Genomic DNA, 25,587 nt, shown 5'->3' on the forward strand with positions numbered 1-25,587 from the left:
GTCGCCTGGTCTGCCCGCGCAGTGCATGATGGCGTTGCGCGGGCGAACCGGCGACGGTCCTTTTTTCAGTGTGGTGCCAGTGAGACTGTGTGGCGTTGGTCGAATCGGTCGATGCGGCCACCTGCGGCCCTAGTCGCGCTTGCCGCTGTACACCGGAAAGGCGCTGTCTTCGCCGTAGTCGGCGAAGTGAATGACGGTCAACGCGTCCATGTCGGCGTCGGCGATGGTGAAGTCAAGCTCGGCGTTGTCTCGGATGTGTGCCGGCGTTTGCGCCTTGGGCAGCGGCAGGAGGCCGAGCTGCTGGATGAAGCGAATCGCCAGCCGGGCGACGGAGACGCCGTAGCGCGCGGCGACCGCGCGAATCTGCGGGTTGGCCAGCATCGCGCCGTGGGCGACGGGGGAGTAGGCCTCGGTCAGGATGCCGTGTTCGGCATCGAACGCGATGACGTCCTGCGGCAGGTTGCCGATGTGCGCGAGCACCTGGTTGACCTGCGGCACGACGCGGCCGTGGTCCAGAATGTTTTGCAGGTCCGCGGGCTCGAAGTTCGACACTCCGATGGCGCGCAGCTTGCCGGCGGCCTGGGCGTCCTCGAGCGCGCGCCAGGCGGCAAGGTTGCCCTCGAAGTAGTGGTTGCCCGAGCGAAAATCGGCCCAGGGCTCCGGACTGTGAATCAGCATCAGGTCCAGGTAGTCCAGGCCCATCACCTCAAGCGAGCGGTCGATTGCCGCACTCGCCTCGGCGTAGTCCTTGCGCTCGGCGGCAAGCTTGGTGGTGATGAACAGCTCCTCGCGCGGCACCGCGGCCCGCCGCACGGCGCGGCCGACCCCGGCCTCGTTGCCGTACGCCTGCGCGGTGTCGAGGTGGCGGTAGCCGGCGTCAAGCGCCGTGGCCACCACGGCCTCAACCGCCGCGTCGTCGATCAGCCAGGTGCCAAGCCCCAGGGCGGGGATGCGCACGCCGTTGCTCAGCTCGTAAGTCTCAGTCATTCGCGTTGCCTCCGTAAACTTGCTTGGCCAGGTCGAAGGCGCTCCAGGCCTTGGGCCAGCCGGTGTAAAAGGCCAGCTGCGTGATCAGCGCCACCATCTCGGTTTGCGTCACGCCGTTTTGCTTGGCCATCTTCATGTGCGCTTTCAGCTGCGGGAACAGGCCCTGGGCCATCAGGGCCGAGCAGGTGATCAGGCTGCGGTCGCGCAGGGGCAGCTCGTTTTCGCGCGCCCAGACCTGGCCGAACAGCACGTCATCGTTCAGGGCCGCGAACTGCGGGGCGAAGTCGCCCAGCGCGTCGCGACCGGCGGTTTGTTTTGCCATTAGTCATTGTCCTCCAGTGCGTTGTAGTCGGCGTCCGAGACGGCCTCGAGCCACTCCGGGGTGCCGGCGGTGATGGCGAGGTGCGAGAACCAGGAATCCTTGGTCGCGCCGTGCCAGTGCTTGACGCCGTCGTGGGTCACCACCACGTCGCCCGGGTGCAGCAGCCGCGCCTTTTGCCCGGCCTCTTGGTACCAGCCGGTGCCGCCGGTGACGATCAGCAGCTGGAAGCCATCGTGGTGGATGTGCCAGTGGTTGCGGCACCCCGGCTCGAAGGTCACCTCGCCGACGCCGACGCTGACTTGCGGGTCGGCGATCAGGGTCTTGAGGTAGCTGTTGCCGGTAAAAAAGCGCGCGTAGTCGACGTTGGCCGCGCCGCGCGGGTAGAGCTTGGAAATCTGTTCAGTCATTAACTTAGTCCTCCGTATGTGCAATGCGTTGCAAGTAGGCGGCGAAGCTCTCGCTGGCGGCCACGCTGCCGTCGAGCCTGCCTTGGTACCACGCGACCTTATCGTCCAGCACGGTCAGGTTGTGCTGCAGCGCGCGCAGCTGGGCCTGGGCCTCCTCCTGCACGTCCTGCAAAAGCGCCAGGCGCGCGGCGATGGTCGCGTCGCCCTGCGCGCGCAGCCGCACGTAGCGACGCAGCTGGGCCATGGTCATGCCGGTGCCCTTCAGGTGCAGCAGAAACAACAGCCAGGCCACGTCCTCCTCCGTGTAGTCGCGCTGCCCGTTGGCGTCTCTGTGCGGCGCCAGCAGGCCCTCCTTTTCGTAGTAGCGCAGCGTGTCCGCGGACAGGCCGAGCCGGGCGGCGAACTCGCCGATTCGATACGTCATGTGATCACCTCGAGGACTACGGTACACCCTGGAGTGGACTCCAAGGCAAGCGTAAAAAGAAAAAAATTGCGGCAGTGGCGGTTTAGTCGAAGTACAGCTCGCGCACCTCACCCTTGCGGTAGGCGTCCCAGACGCCCTGGACCACGGCGTTCATCGGCGCCGCGGCGACCTGGGCGACCGGCAGCCAGCCGGTCGCGCCCTCGTTCTTGGTGCCAGGGGCCACGCGCGTGGGCAGCGGCGTCGGCAGCGTGGCCGCAAAGGGGAAGATCAGCTCCTTGTTGCCGTCTTCGCGCCTGAAGTTGACGACGCCGGCCAGCCGCCAGTCGGTGACGGTCCGGCCGCACTCCTCTTCAAGCTCGCGGGTGGCGCTTGCGGTCAGCGACTCGCCGGGCTCGCAGTGGCCGCCGGGGAAGGTGAGGCTGGGTGCGAACTCGGAGTCGGTTTTGTGCTGAACCAGGAGCTGGCCCTGGCTTTCGACGAGGCAAAAGCAGGTGAGCTCGGTGGGGTAGAAGCGATCGGTCATGGGGGACCTCCTAAATCGTTTTACCGTGATTTTACCACCGCGGGGCACCGCGCGCTGGTGCTTTCGCCGGTTTTGCGTGATAATATGCTTATGACATTGCGCTTTTTATTCCGGCGCATCAAGGAGGAAATAATGATGGAAGAAGAACAACCTAAGGCGACGTACGCGACGCTGTACCTGGTCATCGCGATTCTGGGGGTCATCACCTGCACGGGCTTCGGCGGCGTGGCGAACATCGCGCTGGCGCTGGTGCTGTTCGGCCTGTCGATTTACCTGCTGGTCAAGGTGCCGCGCGAGGACAAGAAGCGCCGCACCGCGCTGATCCTGTTCATCGTGGCGACGGCCCTGCAGATCGTGTTCCTGGTCATCGCCATCTCGTCGGTCGGCCGCGTGGTTGCCGACCTGAGCAACCTGGAAAAGGAGCTCGACGCGCTGTCCGACAATCAGGCGGTGCAGATGGTCGGCGGGCTCTTGGCCTCGATGATCTTCGGCTTCGCGTCCTGGGTCGTGCGCATCATCGGCACGGTCTTTGCCTTCATCGGCTACAACCGCGAGCGCAAGCTGGCCTTCGACCAGGAGAACCCGGAGGCGTAAAACCCAGAGCGGAGCGGGGCGCACTTAGGCCACCGATTAGCTGTGCGCTCCGGCGTTGCCTGACGTAGCTCGACGAAAACCAGGGCGGAACAACGCGAATTTAGCGGGACGCCTAGCCTAGCCGAGGCGCTTGGGCCGCACTTTGGCCCGAGTGACTTGGCGTAGCTAGCCGCTCCCGTGGTGCGCTTCGTAGCTCGACGAACCCAGGGCGAAGAAGCGCGGGTATCGCGAGACGTGTAGCGCGATGCGCTTCAACCAATCAACGTCCTTGGCGGCGCGTGAGTCACTCACGCGCCGCCGCTTTTGCCTCACGACCCAAAAGGAGCCCCCATGATCTACGAAACCCCACGGCTGGTCGCCCGGCCGCTCACGCAGGCCGACCTGGCCAGCCTCAGCAAGACTTTGACCGATCCGCTCACCATGTACGCGTACGCCCACGGCTTCAGTCAAGCCGAGGTGCAGGCGTGGCTGGACAATCAGCTGCGCCGCTACCGCGAGGACGGCTTTGGCCTCTGGGCGCTCGAGCGCAAAGCAGACGGTCGCTTCGTCGGCCAGTGCGGCCTGACCATCCAGCAGTTCCGAGGCGAATCGGTGGTCGAGATCGGCTACCTGCTGCAGCGCGACTACTGGCACCAGGGCCTGGCCATCGAGGCGGCCCGCGGCGCCAAGGCCTACGCGTTTTCGACGCTCGGCGTGCCGCGCGTCTGGTCGATCATCCGCGACACCAACCTCGCGTCGATGAACGTCGCAATCCGCAACGGCATGCTGGTGCGCGGCCGCGACGTCAAGCGCTACTACGGGCTGGACATGCCGCACCTCGGCTTTGCCGTGGACCGGGCCTAAGCAGAGAAGACGACGTCATAAAAAAGCTTGCGGGCATCACCTGTCACCAGAGGGATGCTCGCAAGCTTTTTCACATTGGGTTGCTAAACGGCCGAGGCCCAGTCGTAACGCTGGAGAAATTCGGTCGGGTTCTCTTGTGCAGTTGGAGTCGGCCGGGGCGTGTGATTGAGACGATAGCGAACGTCCAGTTCCAGCATCATCGCTGCGGGGATGCCGGTGACCTGCTCAATGGCCAAGGCCAGCTTAGTCGAGACGAAGGCCTTGTGGTGCATAATTTGGGAGAGATGCTTCTGCGACACGCCAATTCGCTTGGCAAATGCGGTTTGCGTGATGCGGTGTAGCGCCAGGGTCTCCTCAATCACATCCGCGGCGGAGGTTTCTCCTGCGTCGGTCAGTGTGATTTTGTTGTTGCGATTCAGCATGTTGTCCCTCCTAGTGGTAGTCTTCAATGCTGATGATTGAGACGGTGACAATGGCAGATGGCACGGTGGAAGGTACGTCGTGTTCATCGTAGCCTTCGATAATCATGCGCCAGTTCGGGCTGATGTCCACGTCAAATTGATGTGCGCGGCGTCCCTGCAGCTTGTGGAGCCGCGTTGGTGGTAGGTGTGAAAGCTGTGAAAGATCGTGTGCGACGGTCATCTCTTCAAGGCGTTGCCGGATTCTGACCGCCATCGCGCGCCCATAAGCTTTGGTGCGGAGACGCTCGTTGCTCAGGATACGCGTGAGTTTGCTGGTTTCGCCAAAGTATTCCATTGCGTCAACCACCCCTCGATTATACCATTTCGGTAAAAACATGCCAACCGGGCAACATCAGCGCAGCAATGATGCGACTAAAATACCCCGGAGCTGACGTTGACGTCAACTTCCGGGGTATAGATGCCGTTCCGGCGGGCCTGAGCACTGATTGAGACGAACGAGGTTGCCCCTACCTTGGGTTCTTCGGGTGCTTGACGTGCCACCAGTGCAGCGCGAACGTCGCGACGAAGGCGACCAGCACGAACACGCTGAAGAACGTGTTGGAAATCTCGAGGTTGATCATCGGCAGGCTGAGCCCGAGCTTCAGGGCGATGAAGCCGATCAGGATGTAGGCCATGGTCAAGAGCTCCGGAATTTTGTCCAGCAGCACGATCATCGCCGAGGCGACGAAGCGCATGGCGAGGATGCCGATGCAGCCGCCGATCAGGACAATCACCGGGTTGCTGTCGATCGCCAGGGCGGTCAGGATGGAGTCGATGGAGAACACGATGTCCAGCAGGATGATCGCCGCCACCGTGCCGGCGAACGAGCGCGGCTTGGTCAGCGGCTTGGCCTCGCCGCTCGGGCGCGGCTGGTGCTGCTCGTAGAAAAAATGCACCGACATGTACAACAGGTACGCGGCGCCGATCGCCTTGGCGGCCCAGAACTTGATCAGAAAGCTCCCGAGGCCGATGGCGATGAAGCGGAAGACGTAGGAGCCCCACAGGCCGTACATCAGGGCCATGTGCTCCTTGTGCGGCTCCTTGAGCGTGGCGGTCTGCGCAGCGAGCACCACGGCGTTGTCCACCGACAGCAGGCACTCCATGATGGCCAGCGTCAGGATGGTCGCCAGGCCGGTGCCGGTCATGACCGCGGCGTGCCACTCCGCGCCGGAGAAGAATGGGGCGTATAGGTTAATCAGCGTATTGATTCGAGGTTCTCCCTTCTGGTTCCTCCTCATTATACTAATCCGGCGCGCGCGGCGCTCGGGGAATTGCGTTTTTTAGGCGAAAATGATAACGGGGTTATCCGTGCTTGCAAGATACGAACAATTGGGTATAATGGATGGCGTGATAATTTTAAGAAGCGTAATAATTTATATAGTTATTATTATTATTATTAAATAACCCATTTGAGGAGAAAAACGATGACCCACAAGCTGATTGCACCCCTGACCACCGCCGCCCTGATTGCGGCCGCCACCCTGGCCACCGGCCGCCCGACCGGGGCCGCCGCCGCGCCGATAGCCGCCACCCCGGCTGCATGGACCACCACGGCCACCCCGGATGCCGCGCCGGCCGCCACCGCCGACACGACGGCCGCCGCGGTGCAGTTCACCGCTGGCGACCTGACCCTGACCGACGTGACCCCGCGGCTGGGCTTTGCCGCCGCCACCGACCCGCTGTCCGTCGCCGGCGTCTGGCAGAAGGGCATCACCCACCTGGCCGCGGACCGCGACCTGACCGCCAAGGTGACGGACTTCCAGGGGCTCGACACCGACCGCTGGACGCTGAACGTGACCGCCGGTGGCTGGCAGCAGGCCGACTCCGGCACGGCCGCCGGCGCGGCGGTGCTCAACGCCAACGCGCACCTGAGCGTTGCCCTGGGCGACGGGCTCGTCGATCTGCAGGACGGTGTCCAGCTCGGCGGCGGCGCGACCGGGGTGACCGCCATCGCGGCCACCACCGTGTACCTCGACGTCCCGGCCGGCACCGCGGTGAAGGCGGGCAGCTACACCAACGTGCTGGACTGGACGCTGGCGGCCGGCCCGGCCAACCCGGCATGATGCGCCGGCGGCTGCGCCTACTGCTGGCGGTGGGGGTCGGCCTGGTGCTCGGCGGGGCGCTGGTGGCCTTCGCCGCCGGCAACCGTGCCCGGGCCGCGAGCCTGCCCTTTGCCGTGCGGGCCGTGACCGGCGCCGCGCAGCGCGGCGAGGCGGGCAGCTACTTCGACGTGGTGGTGGCGCCGGGCCACCGCACCGACCTAGCCGTGGTGCTGCAGAACCGCACGGCGGCGAGGGTCGAGGTCGCCGTTGCGTTTCACACCGCCGCCACCGGGGCCAACGGCCAGATCGATTACTCGGGCCACAGCCGCCCGGACAAGACGCTGACGGTGGCCGCGGCCGACTGCCTGACCGGCGCCCGCACCGTCACCCTGCCGCCGCGCGGGCGGGTGACCTACCGCGCCGGGCTGACCCTGCCCCGCCAGCCGCTGGCCGGGCTGATTGCGGGTGCCTTGACCTTTACGCCCAAGGCCGGTGACAAACAGGCCGGGCCGGGCCTTGGCATCGTTAACCGCTACCGCTACAGCATCGCCGTGGTGGCCCGCAACCGCGCCGCGACCTTCGCGCCGCGCCTGGCGGTGGGAACGGCGACCCTCGACGCGCGCGGCGGGCTGAGCGTGCCGCTGGTGAACGTCGCGCCGACCTTTTTGAACCAGCTTGAGGTCTCGGCCACCGCGGTCAACCTGGCGACCGGCCGCCACACCCGAAGCCACGCCAGCCAGCTGCAGATGGCGCCCAACTCGCGCTTCGGCTACCGCCTGGCGCTGGCCGGCGCGGCGCCGGGGCGCTACCGCGTGACCACCACGGCGCACTACGTCAAGGATCCCGCGGGACCGTACGCCGACGCCGCCGGCACGCGCTACCGCTACCGCGCGACGCGCACCCAGGTGGTGACGCTGAGCGCGGCGACCGTGGCGGCCCAGGCCCGGCGCGTCCGCCGAGCCCGCGGCGGCGTGCCCGGGCTGGTGATCGCGGCCGTCGCGCTGGTCGGTGTGCTGCTGGTGGTGATTGCGGCGCTGGCCTGGCTGCTGGTGGCCCGGCGCCGGGAAGCGGCGCGTGATTAGGCGAAAAGGGGCTGGTGCCGCCGCGGGCACGCTGCTTGCGCTGACCCTTGGCCTCGCGCTGGGGCTAGCGCAGGGCGGCCGGCGGGCCTCGGTGTGGCCAGATGCGCCGAGACTGCCGTGGGCCGCCGCACCGCAGCCGGTGCAGGCCCGCGCGCCGCAGCCGGGCAAGGACGGCAGCGCACAGGCGGAACCGGGCGGATCGCAGTCGGCAAAGGGCGGCGGCTCACAGGCGGGGCCGGGCGGCAGTCCGCAGGTGGGCCCGCAGGCGGCGCCCACCGCCGCGCCGCTTCAGGCGTACGGCATTCCCGCGGCGGTGAGCGCCGTGATCCTGGACAACAGCCGCTACCCCGACGGCAGCACGCCGGCGGGGCGCGGGCAGACGCCAGCGACCTTCACGCTTGCGGACGTCGAGCGGCTGGCCGTTTTCAGCCTGGCCGAGCGCACCGCGGACGGGGCGTCGCGGCCCAGCGCCGCGGTGGCGGACTGGGTCGCCGGGCTGACCGGCGGCGCGGCGGGCTACGACGTCAGCAACGGCGTGTACGCACAGACCGCCCCCGGCGCGGCTGAGCGTGCGCTGGCTGAGGGCGCCCTGGTGTTCGACGGCCACACCGCATCCCAGCGCTACCAGCCGCCGTTCAACATGATGATGCTGGTCGCGGCCTCGGCCAAGGCGGCGCACACGGTCGACCTGACCGGCATCACGTCCCGGGTCGCCGGCTCCGCGCTCGCTCAGCGGCTGCTGTGCCTTTTTCACACACCGCGGCTGGCCGCGCTTGAGACCCTGCTGCTCGGCAGCGACCAGCTGGGCCGCCTGGACTGCGACCAGATCGAGCGCACGCTGCTGAGCGCGACGGCCGCCCAGCGCATCGCGACGCTCGACCTGAGCGCCAACGGCATCACGCAGGTCGCGTGGAACAAGCGCTTCGCGGCGCTTGCGCACGTCACCGCGCTGAACCTGGCCGGCAACGCCGTGGCGACGATCTCAAGCTCCCTCAACCAGATGCTGGCGACGGTGATGGCCAACGCCGGGGCGGCCGACCTCGGCGGCGCCAGCCTCAACGTCGCGGACTGGAACACCGTGCAGGCGGCCGTGTCGCTGGTCAACATGGCGACCGGCCACCTGGCGCTCAGCAACGTCAGCGTCGGCGCGCTGGTCACCGCGACGGCCAGCGCGCACGGCGGCCTGCCGCAGCTGAACGACCGCGCCGTCACCGGCTTTTTGCCCCAGCTCGACGCGGCCGCGATCCAGAGCCTGCTGACGCACAACCGGGTGATCTCAACGGCGGTGCGCGAGGCGCTGGGCAACCGCCTGGCCGCGCTGCAGCACCCGGGCGGGGCGCTGGCCGTCGGCGGCCGCCTCGACTTCGGAGTGCTGCGCCTCGGCGCGCCCGAGGCAGCCGTCGTGGCCACTGGCGGCCTGCAGGTCACCGCGACCCTGCCGCCCGGCGCCAGCCTGAGCGTCGCCCTGTCCGCGTGGCAAAACGCCCGCGGGGACCGCTTCACCGCGCCGCTGCTCCTGCCGGCCACGGCGGACTGGCCGCGCACGGCGCTGGGCGCGGCGCCGGTGGTGCTGGTCGCCAACCGCGGCCGCGGCGCACGCACCGTGAGCCAGGCCGTCACGGGCGTGGTGCTGCAGGCGCCGGCGTGGCCCGCCGTTCACCGGGCGGCGAGCTACCGTGCGACCGTCACGTGGCGCATCGACCACGGGGTGGGGGAGCGGGCGGACTGACGCGGCGTTTGGCGCCAGTTTAATGTTAAAATGACGTGCAAGCGGGGCTGACCAGTGGTGGTCGGCCCCGCTCTTGGCGGTGGTGAGACAGCGGTTACAAGCCGCGTCGTGCCGGGGTCCGCGGTCACAAAAAATTCATTAATTGTGGTGGATAAATTCATTAGAATTCGGCATAATCATAATGATAGGCGGAACGAGTCGCCTGGTGACGGAGGAACGACATGAGAAGACAACAGCACCGCCGCGTGCGCTGGGACCGTGTGGCCCTCGCCGCGGCCGCGATGGTTCTGGCGGTCAGCCTGCTGGGCTGGGGCCTGCACACGCTGCTCGCGCCCGATGATGGGCTGGACGAGCCGGCCACGGCGGCCAGCGCGACCGGGGCCACGACGGCGGACACGGCCACCAGCGCGTCCGCCGGTTCGCAGGCCAAGGCGACCAAGGTGACCAAGACCACGGCGCTGACGGCGGCCCAGGTGCGAAAGCGCCAGAACGCCATCAAGACGAAACTTGCGGCCTACCTCAAGCAGGTCGGCGCGGACGGCAACGTCGCCGTCAGCTTCTACAACCTGGCGCCCAGCGCCGACAGTGCCGCGGCCAAGTCCCGTACCGCCGCCGTGTACGCCCAGGGCAGCCTGGCCGCCAGCGTCAACGGGACCACCACCTGGACCTCGGCGAGCACCTACAAGCTGTTCATCACCGCGTACCTTTTTCACCAGGTGGAAACCGGGGCGCGCACCTGGACGGCAGAAGACGAGACCGGCTTCACCAACATGATCGTCAACTCGGCCAACGAGTACGGCGAGGCCCAGCTGTACCGCTACGGCGCCACCGCGCTCAACGCGTACTACCAGACGCTGGGCATCGGGCCGGTGTTCGGCAACGGCATCGCCAAGACGACGGCCAACGACCTCGTGACGCTGCTGCGGCGCATCGCGCTGGCCCAGGAGCCGTTCAATGATGCCACGCTGCGCACGAAGCTGACCGGCGACATGGCGACGCAGGTCTACCGCGACGGCATTCCCGCCGCGGTCGCGAGCCTGACGCCCAAGGCCGTCGTCCAGGACAAGGTCGGCTGGCTGGGCTCGACGGACAACGACGCGGCGATCGTCACCCTGCCGAACGGCCAGCGCTACCTGCTGGCGATCCTGACCACCAACCAGGGCTACATGGACTGGGCCAAGGTGCAGGAGGTCGCCACCCGCGTGCAGGAGATCGTGTACGGGGACTGAACGTAAAAAAACTCGGCGTGCTGCCATATAGGCAAGCACGCCGAGTTTTTTAGTGGTGTGAGCTGTGGTTAGGCGAGCGACGCGTTGCGGCGCACCGCCGCGATCAAAAACGCGGCGGCGCCGGCACCGGCCAGCGCGTCGTAGTGGGCGCCGAAGCGGCCGTCGCCCTCGTACAGCGCCATCAGGTTGCGGTGCATCTCCGGGTCGTAGCGGTGCCACATGATCTCAAGCCACTGGCGGTGCAGCGCGCAGGCCTCCTGACCGGCCTCGCCGGCCGGGTCGGCGCCGCCTGCGACGGCCTTGCGCAGGGCGGCGGCGAGCTGCCGCTCGAGGTCCTGGCTGCGGCGGTAGTCCGCCTCCGAGAGGCCGGCGAAGTGCCGGTCGGCGTCGCGCTTGGCCCCCTGGCCCCACTTGGCCTCGACCTCCGCGCCGTACTCGGCGGTGTTCTTGGCGATGGCCGCCTGCTTGAAGGCGGCGAATTTTTCGGTATCCGACATTGGGTGTTCCTCCTGGTTGCTTAGTGTGGCGTCAAGCGCCGCGATGAGCTGTGCGATGCCCGCCTGCTGCGCAACCAGCTTGGCGCGCTGGTTGCGCAGCGCGGCGAGCCGGGTCGCGCGCGGGGCCGCCAGCAGCGCCGCCGTCTCGTCGAGGCTCAGCCCGAGCGCGGTGTAGAAGCGGATTAGCTGCGCCGCGTCGGCGTCAAGGCTTGTGAAAAGCCGGTAGCCGTTGGCCGCAAGCTGCGGGTGCAGCAGCCCGCGCCGGTGGTAGTAGCGCAGCGCGCGCGGCGTTAGGCCGGTTAACGCGGCAAACTGGCTGGTGGTGTATGTGGGCATTCGCTCACCTCCTGTGGGGCGCCTGGCCCCGAGGTCTAGGATAAGGGGTGACGTCGCGGCAGGGTCAAGCCCCCGGCCGCAAGTTTTTGGCGTCGGGGCGTTTTTGCCGCCGCCACTCGGTCGGTGGCATGCCGAACCGGCGGGCGAACGCCCGCGAGAAGGCTAGCTGGTTGGGGTAGCCGACCTGGCCTGCAACCGCGCGAATCGGCGCGTCGCCAAGCGTCAGCAGCTCGCAGGCCTTGCTCATCCGGTAGCCGATCAGGAAGTCCTGCACGCCCTTGCCGTACAGCTTCTGGAAAATGGCGCCGAGGTAGCTGCGGCTCAGGTTGCACCAGCTTGCGACGTCCGCCACGCCGATCGGCTCGGCGTAGTGGCCGGCGATGAACTCGATGGCCCGCAGCGCGTAGTCCTGCTGGCGCTGGCTGCTGCGGGCGAAGTCGCGCGGCGGCTGGCCCCGCCGGCGCGTCAGCAGGTCGACGGCCAGGTAGGTGTGGGCCAAAAGGGCGAGCGGCGAGGCGGTCGGGTGGTCGGCCAAAAACACCAGCTCGGCCTGCAGCTGAGTCACCAGCGCCGCGTCGGGGGTGCGAAAAATCGGCCGGTCCTGCCCGAGCTCGGCGAGCTGGAGCAGCCGGTACGCCTGCAGCCCGTCGAACTCCACCCACGCGTACGACCAGGGGTCCTGGCGGTCGGCGTAGTAGGTGTTGACCTGGCCCGGCACGATCAAAAAGCCGCTGCCGGCGCTCAGGTGGTAGGTGACGGTTTCGCCGGTGGTGCGCGTCGACTGCAGCGTGCCGCAGCCGGCGGTGACCAGGTGAAACAGGTAGTGGTTGCGCTTGACCGGGCCGTAGTAGTGCAGCGGCTCGCAGTCCGAGCGGCCGGCCTGGTACAGCCTGAGGTCGAGCATCTCCTCCTGCGCCAGGGTGGTGAGCGTTGCGTGTTCCATGTCTTGCCTCCAGTCGTGTAAGCGCTTTGCTTCGAGTATAGCAGAATCGCCGATTTTTTCAATTTTGCCCGGAAAAAGGCGGCGCGGTCGCCTCAAGACGCGATTCGGCCATACCATTGCGCCGCGCGGCCCGCTAGAATGGGGCCATACAACCAGAGGAGGCAATCAACATGACGGTGACTTACCACCAGGCGGATGCGACATTCCACCTGCACAACGCACAGATTAGCTACGTGCTGGGCGTGATGCCCAACGGCCAGCTCGGCCAGATTTACTTTGGGCCACGCATTCACGACCGGGAGGGATTGGCCGACCTGATCGAGTCGCCGATGAGCTACGACCCGGCCGAGCCGGATGCCGGCCAGATGGACCAGGCGCGCCAGGAGTACCCGAGCTTCGGCACCGGCGACATGCGCACCCCGGCCTTTACGGTGGTGCAGCCCAGCGGCAGCCACGTGACCAACTTCACCTACCAGGGCCACGTGATCACGCCGGGCAAGCCGCGCCTGGCCGGGCTACCGGCGACCTACGTGGAAGACGACAGCGAGGCGACGACGCTTGCGATCACGCTGCACGACGCGGTGATCGACGCGACGCTGATGCTTCAGTACACCATCTACGAGAACCGCCCGGTGATCACGCGCAGCGCGCGCTTTGCCGCCTCCGCGACGCCCCTGACCGTCACGCGGGCCGCGAGCCTTGCGCTCGACCTGCCGGATCAGGACTACGAGCTGACCACGCTGACCGGCGCCTGGGCGCGCGAGCGGGCGGTGACCACCCGCGCCATCGTGCCCGGCATCGCCGCGATTCAGAGCCTGCGCGGCCACTCAAGCGCCCAGTTCAACCCCGCGATGATCCTGCGCCGCCCGCACACCACCGAGGACAGCGGCGCCGCCATCGGCTTTGCGCTGGTGTACAGCGGCAACTTCCAAGGGCTGGTCGACGCCGACACGATGGGCCACGCCCGCGTCGTGATGGGCATCCACCCGGACCATTTTGCCTGGCGCCTCGACCTTGACGGCGCGCTGCAGACGCCGGAGGTCGTGATGGTGTACAGCGACCGCGGGCTCAACGCGATGAGCCAGGCCTTCCACGACCTGTTCGCCCACCGGCTGGCCCGCGGCCCGTACCGCGACGCCCCGCGCCCGATCCTTTTGAACAACTGGGAGGCGACCTACTTCGACTTCGACGAGGCCAAGCTCCTGGGCATCGCCGAGACGGCCAAAAAGGTCGGCGTCGAGCTCTTCGTCCTGGACGACGGCTGGTTCGGCGAGCGCCACGACGATACCCTGGGTCTGGGCGACTGGCAGGCCAACCGGACCAAGCTGCCCGGCGGCATCAAGGGCCTGGCGGACAAAATCACCGCGATGGACCTGAAGTTCGGCCTGTGGTTCGAGCCCGAGATGGTCAACCCGAACTCCGACCTGTTCCGCGCCCACCCGGACTGGGTGCTGCGCACGCCCGACCGTGTGGCCTCGGTGGGCCGCCACCAGTACGTGTTGGACTTCTCCAAGCCGGAAGTCGTCGACGCGCTGTACGCGCAGATGAGCGCGATTCTGGGCGGTGCCAAGGTCAGCTACGTGAAGTGGGACATGAACCGCAGCCTCACCGAGGTGTTCTCCCAGGGCACCGCGCCGGAGCGCCAGGGCAGCGTCTACCACCGCTTCATCCTCGGCGTCTACGCGCTGTACGAGCGCCTGATTCAGGCCTTTCCGCACGTGTTGTTCGAGTCCTGCGCCGGCGGCGGTTCGCGCTTTGACGCCGGCATGCTGTACTACGCGCCGCAGGGCTGGGCCTCCGACGACACCGACGCCGTGGCCCGGCAGAAAATCCAGTACGGCACGTCGATGATCTACCCGCTGTCTTCGATCGGCTCGCACGTCTCGGCCGTCCCGAACCACCAGCTGGGCGCGTGACGCCGCTTTGCACGCGCGCCAACGTCGCGTACTTCGGCACGTTTGGCTACGAGCTGGACCTCAACAAGCTGAGTGCTGCGGAGCTTGCGGAGGTGGCGCGCCAAGTCGCCTTCATGAAGGCGCACCGTGCGCTGATCCAGTACGGCACCTTCTACCGGCTGCTCAGCCCGTTCACCGGCGACGAAACCGCCTGGCTGGTGGTCTCGGCGGACCGCCGCCACGCGCTGGTCGCCGACTACCGCGGCCTGAACCAGCCGAACCAGCCGGCGGCAAGCTACCTGCACCTGCAGGGCCTGGATCCCGATCTCGCCTACGCAATCAACGGCGCCGGCCGTCACTACGGCTCGGAGCTGATGAACGCCGGCCTGCGCGTCGCCACCAACAACGACGTGCCGGCCTTCGACGGCACGCAGGGCGACTTCCAGTCGCGCCTGTACGAGCTGACCGCCGAGTAGGCCCCACCGAGATGAATCCGCACCACCCGAGCAGCACGCGCGTTGAACGCCGTGCTGCTTTTTTGCGTCGGCTGGCGGAAGCGTGGGGGAATCTCATAGCAACGTTGCCTGGGTCTACATGCTTTCGAGCGGATACTAGGCCGGTGCATGCGGCTGTGCAAGGCTCGCATCGTGCGCTAGGATGGCGTGACTGGCCAGCTGTTCTGAGCCGACTGTTCGGTAGTAGATCAACCACTTGGTAGGGCGGAGGCAGGGACGCGGTGGTGCTGGAGGCTTCGGTTCAAGGCGAGCCAGCGTGAAATTGCACTTAGCCGGCGGTCTTGGCCGGCTTAGTGCAAGGGCGGGTCTTGAGACCGTACTTTGGGCTCAAGAGAGCCCCACGCGGACCATTGCCTTGGCCCGGAGTCGGAAGTGCCACCGCGTCCCTGCCGGAGCCCGGCTTCGCCCCAGTCGTTGGATTGCGCACGGCAACTACCTCTAGAAATCAAAAAGGGCCCCGCATCTCTGCGGGGCCCGGCGTGCGGCCGAGGGGGCTCGGTCGTGCGCGGTTGTTTGAAGGTTGGCGGCGGGGCCGCCGGTGCTTAAGCCTGAATCTTGCCCTCGGCCGCCAGCTGCTTGCGGTAGCCGGCTTCTTCTTCTGCGTTGCAGTAGACGAAGTGGCCCGGGAGCAGCTCGACGAACTTCGGCTTGTCGGTCTCGTAGTGGTGCTGAGACGGGTCGTAGACGATCGGCTTGATGTGGCGGGCGATCTGCGGATCCGGCACCGGCACCGCGGACAGCAGGGACTGCGTGTACGGGTGGATCGGGTGGCGGAACAGCTCCTCGGTCTCCGCAAGCTCCACGATGCGGCCGGAGCGGATGACGGCGATGCGATCGGAGATGAAGCGGACGACGGACAGGTCGTGGGCGATGAAGAGGTAGGTCAGCTGGGATTCACGCTGGAACTTCTTCAGCAGGTTCAGGACCTGGGCACGGATGGAGACGTCCAAAGCGGAGATCGGCTCGTCGGCGACGACGAGGTCCGGCTTCATGATCAAGGCGCGGGCGATGCCGATGCGCTGGCGCTGGCCGCCGGAGAATTCGTGCGGGTAGCGGTACAGCTGTTCCGGCAGCAGCCCGACTTCCTCGAGCATGGTGCGGACCTTGTTGATGCGGTCCTCTTCGTTGTCGAACAGGCCGTAGTTGTAGAGGCCTTCGGAGATGATGTAGTCAACCGTGGCGCGCTCGTTCAACGAGGCGGTCGGGTCCTGGAAAATCATCTGGATCTTGCGCTCCAGGTCGTGCTTGGCCTTGCCCTTCAGGCCGCCGTTGATCTGCTGGCCCTCGAAGGTGATGGTGCCGTTGCTGGTCGGGTTGATGCCCAGAACCGCGCGGCCGATGGTGGTTTTACCGGAGCCGGATTCACCGACAAGCGAGAACGTTTCGCCCTTGTAGATGTCGAAGTTGACATCCTGGACGGCGACGAACTTGCCGAAGGTGATCTCCAGGTCACGGAGCGATAGGAGAACTTCTTTTTCAGTCGTCAACGTGCTCACCCTTCCCATAAGTCGTGTTTGCCAAAAGCTTCTCGTGCAGGTTCTGAATCAGTTCCGGCTTTTCAACCTTCGACGCCCGGGGATCCAGGAGCCAGGTCTTGGCGTAGTGCGTGTCGGAAACCTTGAACATCGGCGGGTCGGCCTTGAAGTCGACCGCCATGGCCCACGGGTCACGCGGCGCGAAGGCGTCGCCCACGATGTCCTTGTACAGTGACGGCGGGGTGCCCGGGATGGAGTAGAGTGAGCCGCCGCGGGTAGCCAGTTGCGGCAGCGAAGAGAGGAGACTCCACGTGTACGGGTGCTTCGGGTCATAGAAAATTTCGTCGCAGGTGCCGACTTCGATGATGCGCCCGGAGTACATCACGGCGATGCGATCCGCGATCGAGGCGACAACGCCGAGGTCGTGGGTGATGAAGATCGTCGTGAACTTGTACTCCGCCTGCAGCTCGCGGATCAGCTCCAGGATCTGGGCCTGGATGGTCACGTCAAGCGCGGTGGTCGGCTCGTCGCAGATCAGGATGTCCGGGTGGCAGGCCAGGGCGACCGCGATGACGATGCGCTGGCGCATGCCGCCGGAGTACTCGAACGGGTACTCGTCGTAGCGGTTCTTGGCGTTCGGGATGCCGACCTTGTCCATCAGGTCGATGGCCATGGACTTGGCTTCCTTCTTGCTCTTGCCCTGGTGCTTGATGATGACTTCGGCAATCTGGGAGCCGATGGTCTTGATCGGGTCCAGCGAGGTCATCGGGTCCTGGAAAATCGTGGCGATCTGCTTGCCGCGGATGCCTTCCCAGTCCCGGTCTTTCTTGAGGATTTCCAGGTGCTTGCCGCGGTACTCGATGGTGCCGCCGACAATGTCGCCGTTGCCTTCCAGCATGCCGGTGAACGTCTTGGTGAACACGGACTTGCCGGAACCGGACTCGCCGACGAGGGCGAAGATCTCGCCTTCGTGCAGCTCCATGGAAACGTGGTGGATCGCCTTGAGAATCTTGCCGCGAACCTTGAAGTTCACGGACACGTCGTCAACTTTAAGAATTACGTCGTCTGCCATATTATTACCTCCCTTGAGTATTGCGACTGCGTCTTAACGGTGCGTCCGTGGATCGGAAGCGTCGGCCAGGTTCTGACCAACCACGTAAAGCGAGATGGTGATCAGGGCCAGCACAAGAACGGGCAGCCAGAACAGGTAAGGGTAGCTGGTGATGTACGGCGCGTACTGGGAAATCAGACGACCGAGAGACGGCACGTTTTGGCTCAGGCCGACCCCCAAGAAGGACAGGAACACTTCGTAGGAGATGAAGCCCGGCAGCTGCGTGGACGCGTTGGTCACGACGACGGAGGTCAGGTAGGGCAGGATGTTGCGGAAAATCATCCGCACGGTCGGCGTCCCGAGGGTCCGAGAGGCGATGTTGTACTCGCGGTCGCGCATGATCATGACCTGCACACGGATGAAGTACGCCACACCGATCCAGCTGGTGACGGTCATGGCGAAAATCAGGTTCCAGAAGCCGGAGCCGAAGGTGTAAGACAGGACGATGATGATCAGGAGGCTTGGGACGTTAGAGATAACGTTGTAGACCTCGAGCATGATGCGGTCGACGCGCTTGGAGACGCCCCAGACGGCGCCGACCAAAACACCGATGACCATGGTGATCAGGGTGCTGATCACGCCGATGGAGATCGAGGTACGGGCACCGGCCCAGATGGCGTCGAACAGCGACTTACCATCCTTGTCGGTCCCGAACCAGTACTGGGCGGAAGGCCAGTTGAAGCGGCGGGTCAGGTCGTTGACGCCGGTCACGTCGGTCAGGCTGTAACCGGAAAACATCGGCTGGATGAAGGACATCAGGAGCACGACAACCATGACGACCAGGACGATGATGGTGACCTTGTTGGAGAAGAATTGGCGACCAACCGAGCGCCAGTACGAGTACTTGGGCGTGTCGATCTTTTCGCTTGCCTCCTCATCCAGCTTGACCAGCTTGAAATCGGAATCTTTGATCTCTGGATTTTCCATCACTAATCATCTCCTGACGTTGTAAGTTTGATACGAGGATCCACGAGGACCATCAGCAGGTCACCCAGCAGCACGGACAGCACGCCGATGGTCGTGAAGATGAAGACCAAGGCGATGACGACCGTGTTGTTGTGCGCGATGATCGAGGCCGGCAGCATCTTCCCCATCCCGGGCATCGCGAAGACTTGCTCGGTGATGGTGGCGCCGCCGATCAGGCCGATAATCGAGCCTGGAATCCCGTTGACGATCGGGATCGACGCGTTCTTGAAGATGTGCTTGCGGTAGATCTCGCCTTCGTTCAGGCCCTTGGCGCGCGCGAAGTTAACGTAGTCGGACTGCTGCTGGTCGATCATGTAGCGACGGAACCAGATGACCAGCCCGGACACGCCGAGCAGGCCGAGGATGACAGCCGGCAGGATCCAAGAGCGGATGTCGGAGGCCCCGAAGGTCGGGAACAGGTCCGGCAGGCCGAACAGGTTGGACCCGACGTAGCGGAAGGCGAAGATGAAGGCCAGGGAAGGAATCGCGATGAACGCGGTGACAATCCCGGTGCCGATGCGGTCGAAGAGGCGGCCCTTGTAGCGCGCCATCAGGATCGCCATCGGAATGGCGATTAGGTACTGGATGACCAGCGCGACCATGCCGGCCTTGAACGAGGTGCCGATCATCGACGGATCGCTCATGGTCGAGGTGGTGCTGGTGTAGTCATCCTTGAAGCGCTCGTAGGTCATCTCGTCGCGCTGGCTCTTCTTCTGGTAGGCGCGGGTGTAGATGTTGTTGGACAGGTTCAGCGTCTGGCCGTTGATCTCGTACTTCTTGGCCACGGTCTGACCCTGACGCCCACCGATGACCTGGCTGACGTCGTTGCCGGCGTAGGTCGGGTAGGAGATCCCCAGGTCGAACTTCAGGAAGTTCTGGTGAATGAACGGGAACTGGTTGTTGAAGTAGATCTGGTAGCGGTACTTGGTCCCGGAACCCACCAGGGCCCAGCCCACCAGCGGGTCGTTTTGAATCTTCAGGTAGCGCTTCAGACCCGGGTTGGACTTGTCGTGGATCGCCCACGGGGTGTCGATCTGAATCAGGCGGCCGTAGAACTTGCCGAGCCGCTCCCACAGGGGCAGCTCACGGGTGGCGTAGTAGTCCTTGCTCCGCTTGTACTGCTTGAGCACGTACCCGTTGTCCTTGGTCCACTTGGTGAGGACCGCCTTGTTCGCGGCGGTGTGCGCCGTGGTGACGGTCTTTTTGGTGTCCTTTTCCGCCGCGGTGATGAGCGACTTCGTGTCCTTGTATTCCAGGTAGTCCATCTTCTGGAACGCGTTGTTCTCGTAGTCGGTCAGCTTATCCGGCGTGGCCATCAGCTTGCGGATGTTGGGGTCGTCCTTGAACACGTCGCTTCGGGGAACCAGTGAGTAGATCATAATGTAGGTAAGCGTGGTCACCAGGAAAATACTCACAAGCGAGCGCAGGATCCGGAAAAACAGATATTTCTTCATATAAAGTCCTCTCTCTCTTTTTCAGAAGAAAAAGGGCTGGTCACCCGAAAGTGCCAACCCTTCAACGCACTTCTAAGTTCTCATTATACTACCCTTGAACTTAGTTTTGGTTTTCCTTTGCGATTTCCGTACGTTTTGCTTGCCATGCGGCTTTCGCCTTGTTGAACTGCTTGGTCGTCACGGTCTTAGCCTGCAGCTTCATGAACTTGAAGGTCGGGGCAACGGAACCGCTCCAGCTGTATGCACGGGTGTAAGGCACAACCTTCGTAACAGATGGGGTACCACCATCGGAGACCATCGGGATCTGAACCGCGGAGTTGTTGAACTGCGCTTCGGCCTTAGCGAAGGCTTCGTAACGCGCGTTGACATCCTGCGTGATGGCCTCGGCCTTGTCGAGCAGGGTCTCAAGCTTGTCCAGACCGGTCGTCTTTTCAACGGCCTTGGTCTCGGCGGTCGCGTTGCCTGAGGATTCAGCATCCAGGCCAAGGGTGATCAGAGAAGAACCAGCGGATGGCTTGTAAACATCCAGGTAGGTCGACGGATCCTGGTAGTCTGGGGACCAGCCGGACGCGGTGGAAATATCGAAGTCGGAAGCCTTGCCGGCGGTAGCGGCGTAGGTCGCGGCCAGGTACTTGTCTTCGTTCAGCATCTGAATGTCGATAACGACGTTCTTCTTGCCAAGGGAAGCTTCGACGGATTCCTTGATGGACTTCGCGGAGTTAACAGTCGGCGCGGAGGATTCAGGAACGGCGATGTCCAGGTGGATCGGCAGGGAAACCTTGGAGCCGAGTTCCTTAACGGCCTTGGCGAAGTAGGTCTTCGCCTTGGCGGCGTTGAAGGAAGAGTTGTTCCCGTCGGTGTAGTCGATGTCGCCGAAGGCATCCTTGTTCAGGGCCTTGGTCTCGGAGGCAACGAGTTCGCCGTAAGGCTTGCCGTCAACGTTGACGAAGTTGTAAGGAGTCCAGGTGTTGCGCAGGGCCTTGGTGGCAGCAGCCTTACCGTTGGTCTGGGCGTTGTAGGAACCCTTGTCCAGGGCGAACTGGATAGCCAGACGGAAGTTCTGGTTCAGGATGGCATCCTTGGTCGAGGTCTTCTGCGCAGCCGTGGTCTTGCTGGTTGCGTGGTAGGACTTACGGTTCAGGTTGAACGTCATGTTGTAGGTCGCGGCACCCTGGTCGGACCAAACGATGTTCTTGCCGTCTTGCTTCTCAACGGTCTTGTAGGACGCGTTAGCAGGGTAGACACGAGCGGCGGAGTAGTTGCCCTTCTTGAAGGACTTGTACAGGCCATCCGGATCGGAGCCGTCGTTGAAGGTCAGCTTGACGTCCTTGACGTGCACGTTCTTCTTGTCCCAGTAGTTCGGGTTGGCGCTGAATTCGATGACGGACTTCGCGGTGAAGTTCTTCAGGATGTAGGCACCGTTGTAGAGGATGGCGTCGGCGGAAGCCTTACCGAAGTTCTTGCCTTGTTGCTTCAGGAACTTCCCGTAGACTGGGTACATAACCCCGTACGTGGTCTTGGATGGGAAGTAGGATTCAGGCTGGTTCAGGGTGTACTCAACGGTGTACTTGTCGGTCGCCTTGACGCCGACATCGTCGAAGTTCTTGTCCTTGCCGGAGATGTAATCGCCCAGGCCCTTGATGGAGTCCTGAACAACGTACAGGGTTTCGGACTTGCTGTCGACCGCGTGCTTCAGGCCGGTAACGAAGTCGTCGGCGGTAACGTCGGCAACCGGGTTGCCTTCGCTGTCGGACCACTTAGCGCCCTTGCGCAGGTGGAAGGTGTAGGTCAGGCCGTCCTTGGAGACGTCGTAGGACTTCGCCAGGGCGCCTTCGAGTTCGCCGTACTGGTTGGTCTCAAGAAGGCCATCTTCCCAGTTCTTCAGCTGATCGGAGTTCGTCGCACGGGACGTTACCGTGTAGTCGAACGTATCAGGATCAGTAGAGTAAACATACTTATAAGTGGTAGGTGCGGAAGACTTCTTAGCGGAGTCACCGTCGCTGCTCTTGCCCCCACATGCTGCCAGTGCAACTGCACATACAAGACCGACAGCGAGCAGCCCAGATTTCTTTTTAGTATCCAAATTGCAAACCTCCAAACAAATTTTATGACGTGGCGTTGAACGCCGGGGTCATTTAAGAATTGTTCAAATTATAAGTCTATGAGAATTTGGTGTCAACTGAATCTGCGAAGAAAGTTCAAATAATTTTCTCATATGCCGTCAGACCGGCGTTTGTGCGGGCAAAATTTTTTCGAGGTTTGACGATTTTGTGACCATTCGTGAACGAATTCTTATTTCTGTGTCCAAATCGCGAACGGATGTTGGACGAGGGTAAGACGGTTCGCCTGGAAAATTAAGGTTCTTAGCGTGTGCTTAGGAAAGCACAGCCTCACTTGAACGTTTGAACCATGACGCGATCAGGTGCTGTACCGTCTTGAATCTCAGGGGTCAGGACATTTTCAGTTGTCAGTAAGAGTGCAACAATTAGAGCAAAACTGTTCGGGACTTAAGCAATGTGGTTATCCTCACTTTCTCGTGATATTCTGATTAGTGGATTGAAAGGGGATGGGGCAATGGCCGCCGCTGAATTAGGACAAGTAATTCATGAGATTCGCCAGCGCAGAGGGATACTGCTGAAAGACCTCGGAGGTACGGTGAGCGTCAGCACACTGTCGCGTGTTGAACGCGGCCAAGCCAGCCTCAGTCTTGCGGATCTGTCGCAGGTGCTTCAAGGGCTCGGCACCTCGGTCTCCGAAGTGGTGGGTCAGATTGATTGCGTCAGCCCTTTCCTTGAGGTTTGGCAGGCGTTCGGGCGTGCGGCCGCGCACGACGATGTCGCCTGCCTGGACACAATTCTGAGCAGCTATCAGAATCGCAGCGACTATGTTGGGCGTCTCGTGTGGCTGAGTGCGCAAGGATGGAAGCAACGGAATTTTTCGGCGCGGCGGATGCCCGAGCTACTTGGCACCGAACTCACGGGGCTACTGCTGAAACCTGAGTCTTGGTACCAGTTTGAGTACGACATCGCGGGTGTTGCCGTCTGTGCCCTGCCATTGGCCGAGGTCAGGCGAGTGGTTCGGCGTGCAGCCGCAGAGTACACCAAGGATGCGACGGCACGGTACGAGGCGCCTTTTCTAGTCCTGCTTTACAATGTGGCCTACGTTGCGGCGACAAATCAGGATCTTGCCCTCGCGGATATGATGCTTGGCGTGATTCGGGGAATCCCCACAAGCCGGCAGACTCTGTTCGTCAAGTACCGGATGACGTTCCTGACGTTGAGCCTCAATGCCAAGTTCCATCCTAGTCCGCTGCTTGCCAGCCAGCTCACTCAGCTGATTGCAACGATGAAGCTGATTGGGGCAAGTAACTTCGCGGCGCAGGATGCTGAGATGTTACGTACCTTCCAAATCAAGCTACCTGGGGTCAGTGATTGATGGGCTTTCATCGGCTATGACTTAAAGACCGAGATAGTCTCTAATTAGCATTGCCGTATCACTTAAAAAAGAGCCGTTCATTCAAACGGCTCTTCTTTGTGCGGCAGCTTAGTTGCCGCCGCCGTCGTGCATGACGTACCACAGATCCCAATAACCCGGGATCTGTTCCTGAGTGCTGGCGCTGACCGGGGCGGTGGCGGAAAGTGCAATTCAATTCTCAGTGGAGCGACTCGGTGTTCGTTCCGTGCCTTCGCGGCCTCAGTGCGGTCTGCCCCCACACCGGGTCCCAGCCGGTCATGGTCTGGCCGATGATACCGATCAGGGTGAAGGCCGCGGCGCAAAAGAGGCGGGCGACCAGGTTTTCCGTGTACGGCGGCATGAAGGGAATCAGCGAGCTGCCGGCGATCAGGAGGCCGAACCAGGCACGAAACGGCAGGGGCCTGGAGTTGAGGAAGATGGTCAGCCCGACGATCACGCCGAGCACCATCAGGGCGATCATCAGGGGGTCGCGCAGCACCAGCAGGTTGCCGTGGAAGCGGGACAGCCCCAGGCCGCGCGTGTTGTGCGCCCCGCGGTAGGCGTAGTCGAGCGTCGCCTTGAGCCGGTAGTAGCGCCGCGAGATGAACGACAGGTAGCAGGCAAGCGAGACGACGCCGTAAGTCCAGGCGAGGTGGCGGTGGATCCAGATGTGAACGCGCAGGTGGTGGGACATGGCGGGACCTTCTTTCCTCAAAACGTGGTGGTGTTCGTTGCACCCAGTATAGACAACGGTGCACCCACTGCCAACGCGCGCCGCGTCCCAGTTGCAGACGTGAAAATGGCGCGCCACCCGGCCCGCCATTTTTGATTAGACATTTTTGCCTGTCACGCGGCCTGTGTCGGCTCGTCCGAATCGAACGTCGGCAGCCCGTCCAGCATCCGGCGGCCGCGAATCGTGGCCATGGCGGCGAGCACGAGGCCTGCGACCAGAATCCCGGTGACCGTGAAGATCCACAGGCCGGAGAGGTGGTCGAACATGACGCCGTACAGCAGCGTCCCGAGCGGCATCAGCATCGTCGAGACGGCGCTTTGCAGGGAGAACACGCGGCCCTGCATGTTCTCGGGAATCAGCTGCATCATGAAGGTGTTAATCGGCGTGTTGATGAAGACCAGCGCCACGCCCTGCAGGATGTTGAGCGCGATGTAAAAGGCGGTGTTGACGCCGTTGCTCCAGCCGGTCAAGGTCGGCAGGCCCACCGCCACCAGCAGTCCGGCCAAGGCGATCAGGAAAACGTAGGAGACGTAGATCGGGTGCCAGCGCAGCTTGATCTGCGACAGCAGCAGGCCGCCGAGGAACATGCCGACGGCGAAGGCCGAGTCGGTCCAGCCGTACTGGGTGTTAGACAGGCGCAGCGTCTGCACCAGCAGGTAGGGCAGGCCGACGTTGAGGGCGGCGAAGAAGAAGTTGATCGCCGCGCCGGTCGCCATCATGATCAGGAAAAGCGGCTGGCTGACCAGGAAGCGGAAGCCCTCGGCGAAGTTGTGCCAGAGGCTGGACTTGGCTGGGGTCGCCGCGTCGGCGGCAGGTGCGGCGGTCGTGGCGCCTTCGGTTGCGGGGTTGGCGGCGTCAACGGTCGCGGCTGCGGCAGTAGTGGTGTCAACAATTGCGGCGTCAGGTCCAGCGGTTGCTGAGGCAGGAGCGGTCGCTTCGGCGTCAACAATCGCGGCGGTCGCGGCCGTCTCGGCCTTGGGCGAGAAGCGCAGTGCCAGGATGCCGCCCAGGGCGATCAGCTCGAAGCCGACCTCGATCAGGGCGAAGCTGCCGATGGACACCAGCGTGTAGACCAGCGCGCCGACGATCGGGGCCAGGAAGCCGGCCAGCGACTGCAGCGACTGGTTCAGGGAGTTGACCGCCTGCAGCTCGCTTTTGGCGAAGAGCTGCACCAGGCTGGCGGTCAGCGTGGTGCTCAGGAAGCTGTCGGTGATCTGCAGCAGGATGATCAGCGCGATCAGCTCCTGGTAATAGGCCGCCGGGGCGACGTGGAACGCGACGGCGAAGGTGATCAGGCCCAGGCTGGTGCCGAGCTGCGCCAGCACCATGATCGCGCGGTGGTTCATGGTGTCCACGATGTAGCCGAGCACCGGCGTCAGGCACAAGGACACCAGCGGGCCGGTGATCAGGCTGATGCCCATGCCGAGCGCGGAGCCGGTGCGCCGCAGGATGTAGAGGCCGATGGCGAACGACAGCATGCCGGAGCCGAACGTCCCGGCGAAGCGAATGAGCAGAATCTTGATGGTCTGAGCCGATAACTTGCGCATGATGAACCTCCGTGAGCGC

24 protein-coding genes and 1 pseudogene are annotated in these 25,587 nt (G+C 63.9%); 8 read left to right on the forward strand and 17 right to left on the reverse strand.

The annotated features are described in order from the left end of the window. Nucleotides 1-129: 129 nt before the first annotated feature. The 5 genes from LE416_RS00280 to LE416_RS00300 form a co-directional block, all read right to left on the reverse strand. Nucleotides 130-987 carry an aldo/keto reductase gene (locus LE416_RS00280; RefSeq protein WP_225046508.1) on the reverse strand — a complete coding sequence of 286 codons (858 nt, stop codon included), beginning with the start codon at nucleotides 985-987 and terminating at the stop codon, nucleotides 130-132. Beyond that, entirely contained in the window at nucleotides 980-1,309 is a 330-nt protein-coding gene (locus tag LE416_RS00285; protein WP_225046509.1) for a carboxymuconolactone decarboxylase family protein, read from the reverse strand. The genes LE416_RS00280 and LE416_RS00285 overlap by 8 nt, the downstream gene beginning before the upstream one ends. Next, nucleotides 1,309-1,716: a cupin domain-containing protein gene (locus LE416_RS00290; protein WP_225046510.1), complete on the reverse strand. Its 408-nt coding sequence runs from the start codon at nucleotides 1,714-1,716 to the stop codon at nucleotides 1,309-1,311. Before LE416_RS00290 ends, LE416_RS00285 begins: the two co-directional genes overlap by 1 nt. Nucleotides 1,717-1,720: 4 nt before the next feature. Continuing rightward, entirely contained in the window at nucleotides 1,721-2,140 is a 420-nt protein-coding gene (locus LE416_RS00295; RefSeq protein WP_225046511.1) for a MerR family transcriptional regulator, read from the reverse strand. Nucleotides 2,141-2,222: 82 nt separating this feature from the next. After that, entirely contained in the window at nucleotides 2,223-2,663 is a 441-nt protein-coding gene (locus LE416_RS00300; RefSeq protein ID WP_225046512.1) for an NUDIX domain-containing protein, read from the reverse strand. A 132-nt stretch (nucleotides 2,664-2,795) separates the two neighbouring features. Between LE416_RS00300 and LE416_RS00305 the strand changes: the two genes are divergently transcribed. Next, on the forward strand, nucleotides 2,796-3,257 hold the full coding sequence (locus tag LE416_RS00305) for a hypothetical protein (RefSeq protein WP_225046513.1): 462 nt from the start codon (nucleotides 2,796-2,798) through the stop codon (nucleotides 3,255-3,257). A 330-nt stretch (nucleotides 3,258-3,587) separates the two neighbouring features. After that, nucleotides 3,588-4,100, forward strand: coding sequence for a GNAT family N-acetyltransferase (locus LE416_RS00310; protein ID WP_225046514.1), 513 nt, complete (start codon nucleotides 3,588-3,590; stop codon nucleotides 4,098-4,100). An 83-nt stretch (nucleotides 4,101-4,183) separates the two neighbouring features. Here the strand turns inward: LE416_RS00310 and LE416_RS00315 are convergent, their stop codons facing one another. The 3 genes from LE416_RS00315 to LE416_RS00325 all read right to left on the reverse strand — a co-directional run bounded on the left by LE416_RS00315 (nucleotide 4,184) and on the right by LE416_RS00325 (nucleotide 5,799). Next, nucleotides 4,184-4,522: a helix-turn-helix transcriptional regulator gene (locus LE416_RS00315; RefSeq protein ID WP_225046515.1), complete on the reverse strand. Its 339-nt coding sequence runs from the start codon at nucleotides 4,520-4,522 to the stop codon at nucleotides 4,184-4,186. Nucleotides 4,523-4,532: 10 nt separating this feature from the next. Further along, entirely contained in the window at nucleotides 4,533-4,856 is a 324-nt protein-coding gene (locus LE416_RS00320; protein ID WP_225046516.1) for a type II toxin-antitoxin system RelE/ParE family toxin, read from the reverse strand. Nucleotides 4,857-5,028: 172 nt separating this feature from the next. Further along, nucleotides 5,029-5,799: a TerC family protein gene (locus LE416_RS00325; RefSeq protein WP_225046517.1), complete on the reverse strand. Its 771-nt coding sequence runs from the start codon at nucleotides 5,797-5,799 to the stop codon at nucleotides 5,029-5,031. A 186-nt stretch (nucleotides 5,800-5,985) separates the two neighbouring features. Here LE416_RS00325 and LE416_RS00330 point away from each other — a divergent pair, with 186 nt between their 5' ends. From LE416_RS00330 to LE416_RS00345, 4 genes are all read left to right on the forward strand, one after another. Continuing rightward, nucleotides 5,986-6,624 carry a hypothetical protein gene (locus LE416_RS00330; RefSeq protein WP_225046518.1) on the forward strand — a complete coding sequence of 213 codons (639 nt, stop codon included), beginning with the start codon at nucleotides 5,986-5,988 and terminating at the stop codon, nucleotides 6,622-6,624. Beyond that, complete coding sequence (locus tag LE416_RS00335) at nucleotides 6,621-7,685, forward strand: WxL protein peptidoglycan domain-containing protein (protein ID WP_225046519.1); 1,065 nt, start codon at nucleotides 6,621-6,623, stop codon at nucleotides 7,683-7,685. The genes LE416_RS00330 and LE416_RS00335 overlap by 4 nt, the downstream gene beginning before the upstream one ends. Next, the gene (locus LE416_RS00340) at nucleotides 7,678-9,414 is read left to right on the forward strand and encodes a hypothetical protein (RefSeq protein WP_225046520.1); all 1,737 of its coding nucleotides are present in this window, start codon (nucleotides 7,678-7,680) and stop codon (nucleotides 9,412-9,414) included. The genes LE416_RS00335 and LE416_RS00340 overlap by 8 nt, the downstream gene beginning before the upstream one ends. Before the next feature lie 221 nt (nucleotides 9,415-9,635). Continuing rightward, the gene (locus LE416_RS00345; protein WP_225046521.1) at nucleotides 9,636-10,643 is read left to right on the forward strand and encodes a serine hydrolase; all 1,008 of its coding nucleotides are present in this window, start codon (nucleotides 9,636-9,638) and stop codon (nucleotides 10,641-10,643) included. A gap of 68 nt (nucleotides 10,644-10,711) precedes the next feature. Here the strand turns inward: LE416_RS00345 and LE416_RS00350 are convergent, their stop codons facing one another. Further along, nucleotides 10,712-11,476 carry a MerR family transcriptional regulator gene (locus tag LE416_RS00350; protein WP_225046522.1) on the reverse strand — a complete coding sequence of 255 codons (765 nt, stop codon included), beginning with the start codon at nucleotides 11,474-11,476 and terminating at the stop codon, nucleotides 10,712-10,714. A 64-nt stretch (nucleotides 11,477-11,540) separates the two neighbouring features. Continuing rightward, nucleotides 11,541-12,419: an AraC family transcriptional regulator gene (locus tag LE416_RS00355; RefSeq protein ID WP_225046523.1), complete on the reverse strand. Its 879-nt coding sequence runs from the start codon at nucleotides 12,417-12,419 to the stop codon at nucleotides 11,541-11,543. A 170-nt stretch (nucleotides 12,420-12,589) separates the two neighbouring features. Between LE416_RS00355 and LE416_RS00360 the strand changes: the two are divergent. Next, nucleotides 12,590-14,790 (forward strand): annotated as a pseudogene (locus LE416_RS00360) (alpha-galactosidase). 581 nt (nucleotides 14,791-15,371) lie between these two features. Here the strand turns inward: LE416_RS00360 and LE416_RS00370 are convergent. From LE416_RS00370 to LE416_RS00390, 5 genes are all read right to left on the reverse strand, one after another. Continuing rightward, nucleotides 15,372-16,316: an ATP-binding cassette domain-containing protein gene (locus tag LE416_RS00370; protein ID WP_225046524.1), complete on the reverse strand. Its 945-nt coding sequence runs from the start codon at nucleotides 16,314-16,316 to the stop codon at nucleotides 15,372-15,374. Then, nucleotides 16,306-17,376, reverse strand: a complete 1,071-nt coding sequence (locus LE416_RS00375) for an ABC transporter ATP-binding protein (RefSeq protein WP_225046525.1) — start codon at nucleotides 17,374-17,376, stop codon at nucleotides 16,306-16,308. Before LE416_RS00375 ends, LE416_RS00370 begins: the two co-directional genes overlap by 11 nt. A 33-nt stretch (nucleotides 17,377-17,409) precedes the next feature. After that, nucleotides 17,410-18,342 (reverse strand): oligopeptide ABC transporter permease OppC, encoded by a 933-nt coding sequence (gene oppC, locus LE416_RS00380; RefSeq protein WP_225046526.1) that lies wholly within the window; start codon nucleotides 18,340-18,342, stop codon nucleotides 17,410-17,412. Nucleotides 18,343-18,344: 2 nt separating this feature from the next. Then, nucleotides 18,345-19,835 (reverse strand): ABC transporter permease, encoded by a 1,491-nt coding sequence (locus LE416_RS00385; protein WP_225046527.1) that lies wholly within the window; start codon nucleotides 19,833-19,835, stop codon nucleotides 18,345-18,347. Nucleotides 19,836-19,935: 100 nt separating this feature from the next. Further along, nucleotides 19,936-21,918, reverse strand: a complete 1,983-nt coding sequence (locus LE416_RS00390) for a peptide ABC transporter substrate-binding protein (protein ID WP_225046528.1) — start codon at nucleotides 21,916-21,918, stop codon at nucleotides 19,936-19,938. Between the two features lie 491 nt (nucleotides 21,919-22,409). Here LE416_RS00390 and LE416_RS00395 point away from each other — a divergent pair, with 491 nt between their 5' ends. Then, nucleotides 22,410-23,270, forward strand: coding sequence for a helix-turn-helix domain-containing protein (locus LE416_RS00395; protein ID WP_225046529.1), 861 nt, complete (start codon nucleotides 22,410-22,412; stop codon nucleotides 23,268-23,270). Nucleotides 23,271-23,487: 217 nt separating this feature from the next. Here LE416_RS00395 and LE416_RS00400 read toward each other — a convergent pair whose 3' ends face one another. Together LE416_RS00400 and LE416_RS00405 are read right to left on the reverse strand one after the other, a co-directional pair. Next, nucleotides 23,488-23,982: a hypothetical protein gene (locus LE416_RS00400; RefSeq protein ID WP_225046530.1), complete on the reverse strand. Its 495-nt coding sequence runs from the start codon at nucleotides 23,980-23,982 to the stop codon at nucleotides 23,488-23,490. A gap of 152 nt (nucleotides 23,983-24,134) precedes the next feature. Beyond that, nucleotides 24,135-25,568, reverse strand: coding sequence for an MFS transporter (locus LE416_RS00405; RefSeq protein ID WP_225046531.1), 1,434 nt, complete (start codon nucleotides 25,566-25,568; stop codon nucleotides 24,135-24,137). Nucleotides 25,569-25,587: the final 19 nt, after the last annotated feature.

This window comes from Lacticaseibacillus kribbianus, assembly GCF_020180945.1.
Taxonomy (GTDB): Bacteria; Bacillota; Bacilli; order Lactobacillales; family Lactobacillaceae; genus Lacticaseibacillus; species Lacticaseibacillus kribbianus.

Coding starts and splice junctions, on each gene's coding strand:
- LE416_RS00345 (WP_225046521.1), top strand. CDS start 9,636: ATGAGAAGACAACAGCACCGCCGCGTGCGCTGGGACCGTGTGGCCCTC.
- LE416_RS00280 (WP_225046508.1), bottom strand. CDS start 987: ATGACTGAGACTTACGAGCTGAGCAACGGCGTGCGCATCCCCGCCCTG.
- LE416_RS00355 (WP_225046523.1), bottom strand. CDS start 12,419: ATGGAACACGCAACGCTCACCACCCTGGCGCAGGAGGAGATGCTCGAC.
- oppC (WP_225046526.1), bottom strand. CDS start 18,342: ATGGAAAATCCAGAGATCAAAGATTCCGATTTCAAGCTGGTCAAGCTG.
- LE416_RS00305 (WP_225046513.1), top strand. CDS start 2,796: ATGATGGAAGAAGAACAACCTAAGGCGACGTACGCGACGCTGTACCTG.
- LE416_RS00395 (WP_225046529.1), top strand. CDS start 22,410: ATGGCCGCCGCTGAATTAGGACAAGTAATTCATGAGATTCGCCAGCGC.
- LE416_RS00320 (WP_225046516.1), bottom strand. CDS start 4,856: ATGGAATACTTTGGCGAAACCAGCAAACTCACGCGTATCCTGAGCAAC.
- LE416_RS00375 (WP_225046525.1), bottom strand. CDS start 17,376: ATGGCAGACGACGTAATTCTTAAAGTTGACGACGTGTCCGTGAACTTC.
- LE416_RS00330 (WP_225046518.1), top strand. CDS start 5,986: ATGACCCACAAGCTGATTGCACCCCTGACCACCGCCGCCCTGATTGCG.
- LE416_RS00405 (WP_225046531.1), bottom strand. CDS start 25,568: ATGCGCAAGTTATCGGCTCAGACCATCAAGATTCTGCTCATTCGCTTC.
- LE416_RS00310 (WP_225046514.1), top strand. CDS start 3,588: ATGATCTACGAAACCCCACGGCTGGTCGCCCGGCCGCTCACGCAGGCC.
- LE416_RS00300 (WP_225046512.1), bottom strand. CDS start 2,663: ATGACCGATCGCTTCTACCCCACCGAGCTCACCTGCTTTTGCCTCGTC.
- LE416_RS00290 (WP_225046510.1), bottom strand. CDS start 1,716: ATGACTGAACAGATTTCCAAGCTCTACCCGCGCGGCGCGGCCAACGTC.
- LE416_RS00350 (WP_225046522.1), bottom strand. CDS start 11,476: ATGCCCACATACACCACCAGCCAGTTTGCCGCGTTAACCGGCCTAACG.
- LE416_RS00325 (WP_225046517.1), bottom strand. CDS start 5,799: ATGAGGAGGAACCAGAAGGGAGAACCTCGAATCAATACGCTGATTAAC.
- LE416_RS00385 (WP_225046527.1), bottom strand. CDS start 19,835: ATGAAGAAATATCTGTTTTTCCGGATCCTGCGCTCGCTTGTGAGTATT.
- LE416_RS00315 (WP_225046515.1), bottom strand. CDS start 4,522: ATGCTGAATCGCAACAACAAAATCACACTGACCGACGCAGGAGAAACC.
- LE416_RS00295 (WP_225046511.1), bottom strand. CDS start 2,140: ATGACGTATCGAATCGGCGAGTTCGCCGCCCGGCTCGGCCTGTCCGCG.
- LE416_RS00285 (WP_225046509.1), bottom strand. CDS start 1,309: ATGGCAAAACAAACCGCCGGTCGCGACGCGCTGGGCGACTTCGCCCCG.
- LE416_RS00335 (WP_225046519.1), top strand. CDS start 6,621: ATGATGCGCCGGCGGCTGCGCCTACTGCTGGCGGTGGGGGTCGGCCTG.
- LE416_RS00400 (WP_225046530.1), bottom strand. CDS start 23,982: ATGTCCCACCACCTGCGCGTTCACATCTGGATCCACCGCCACCTCGCC.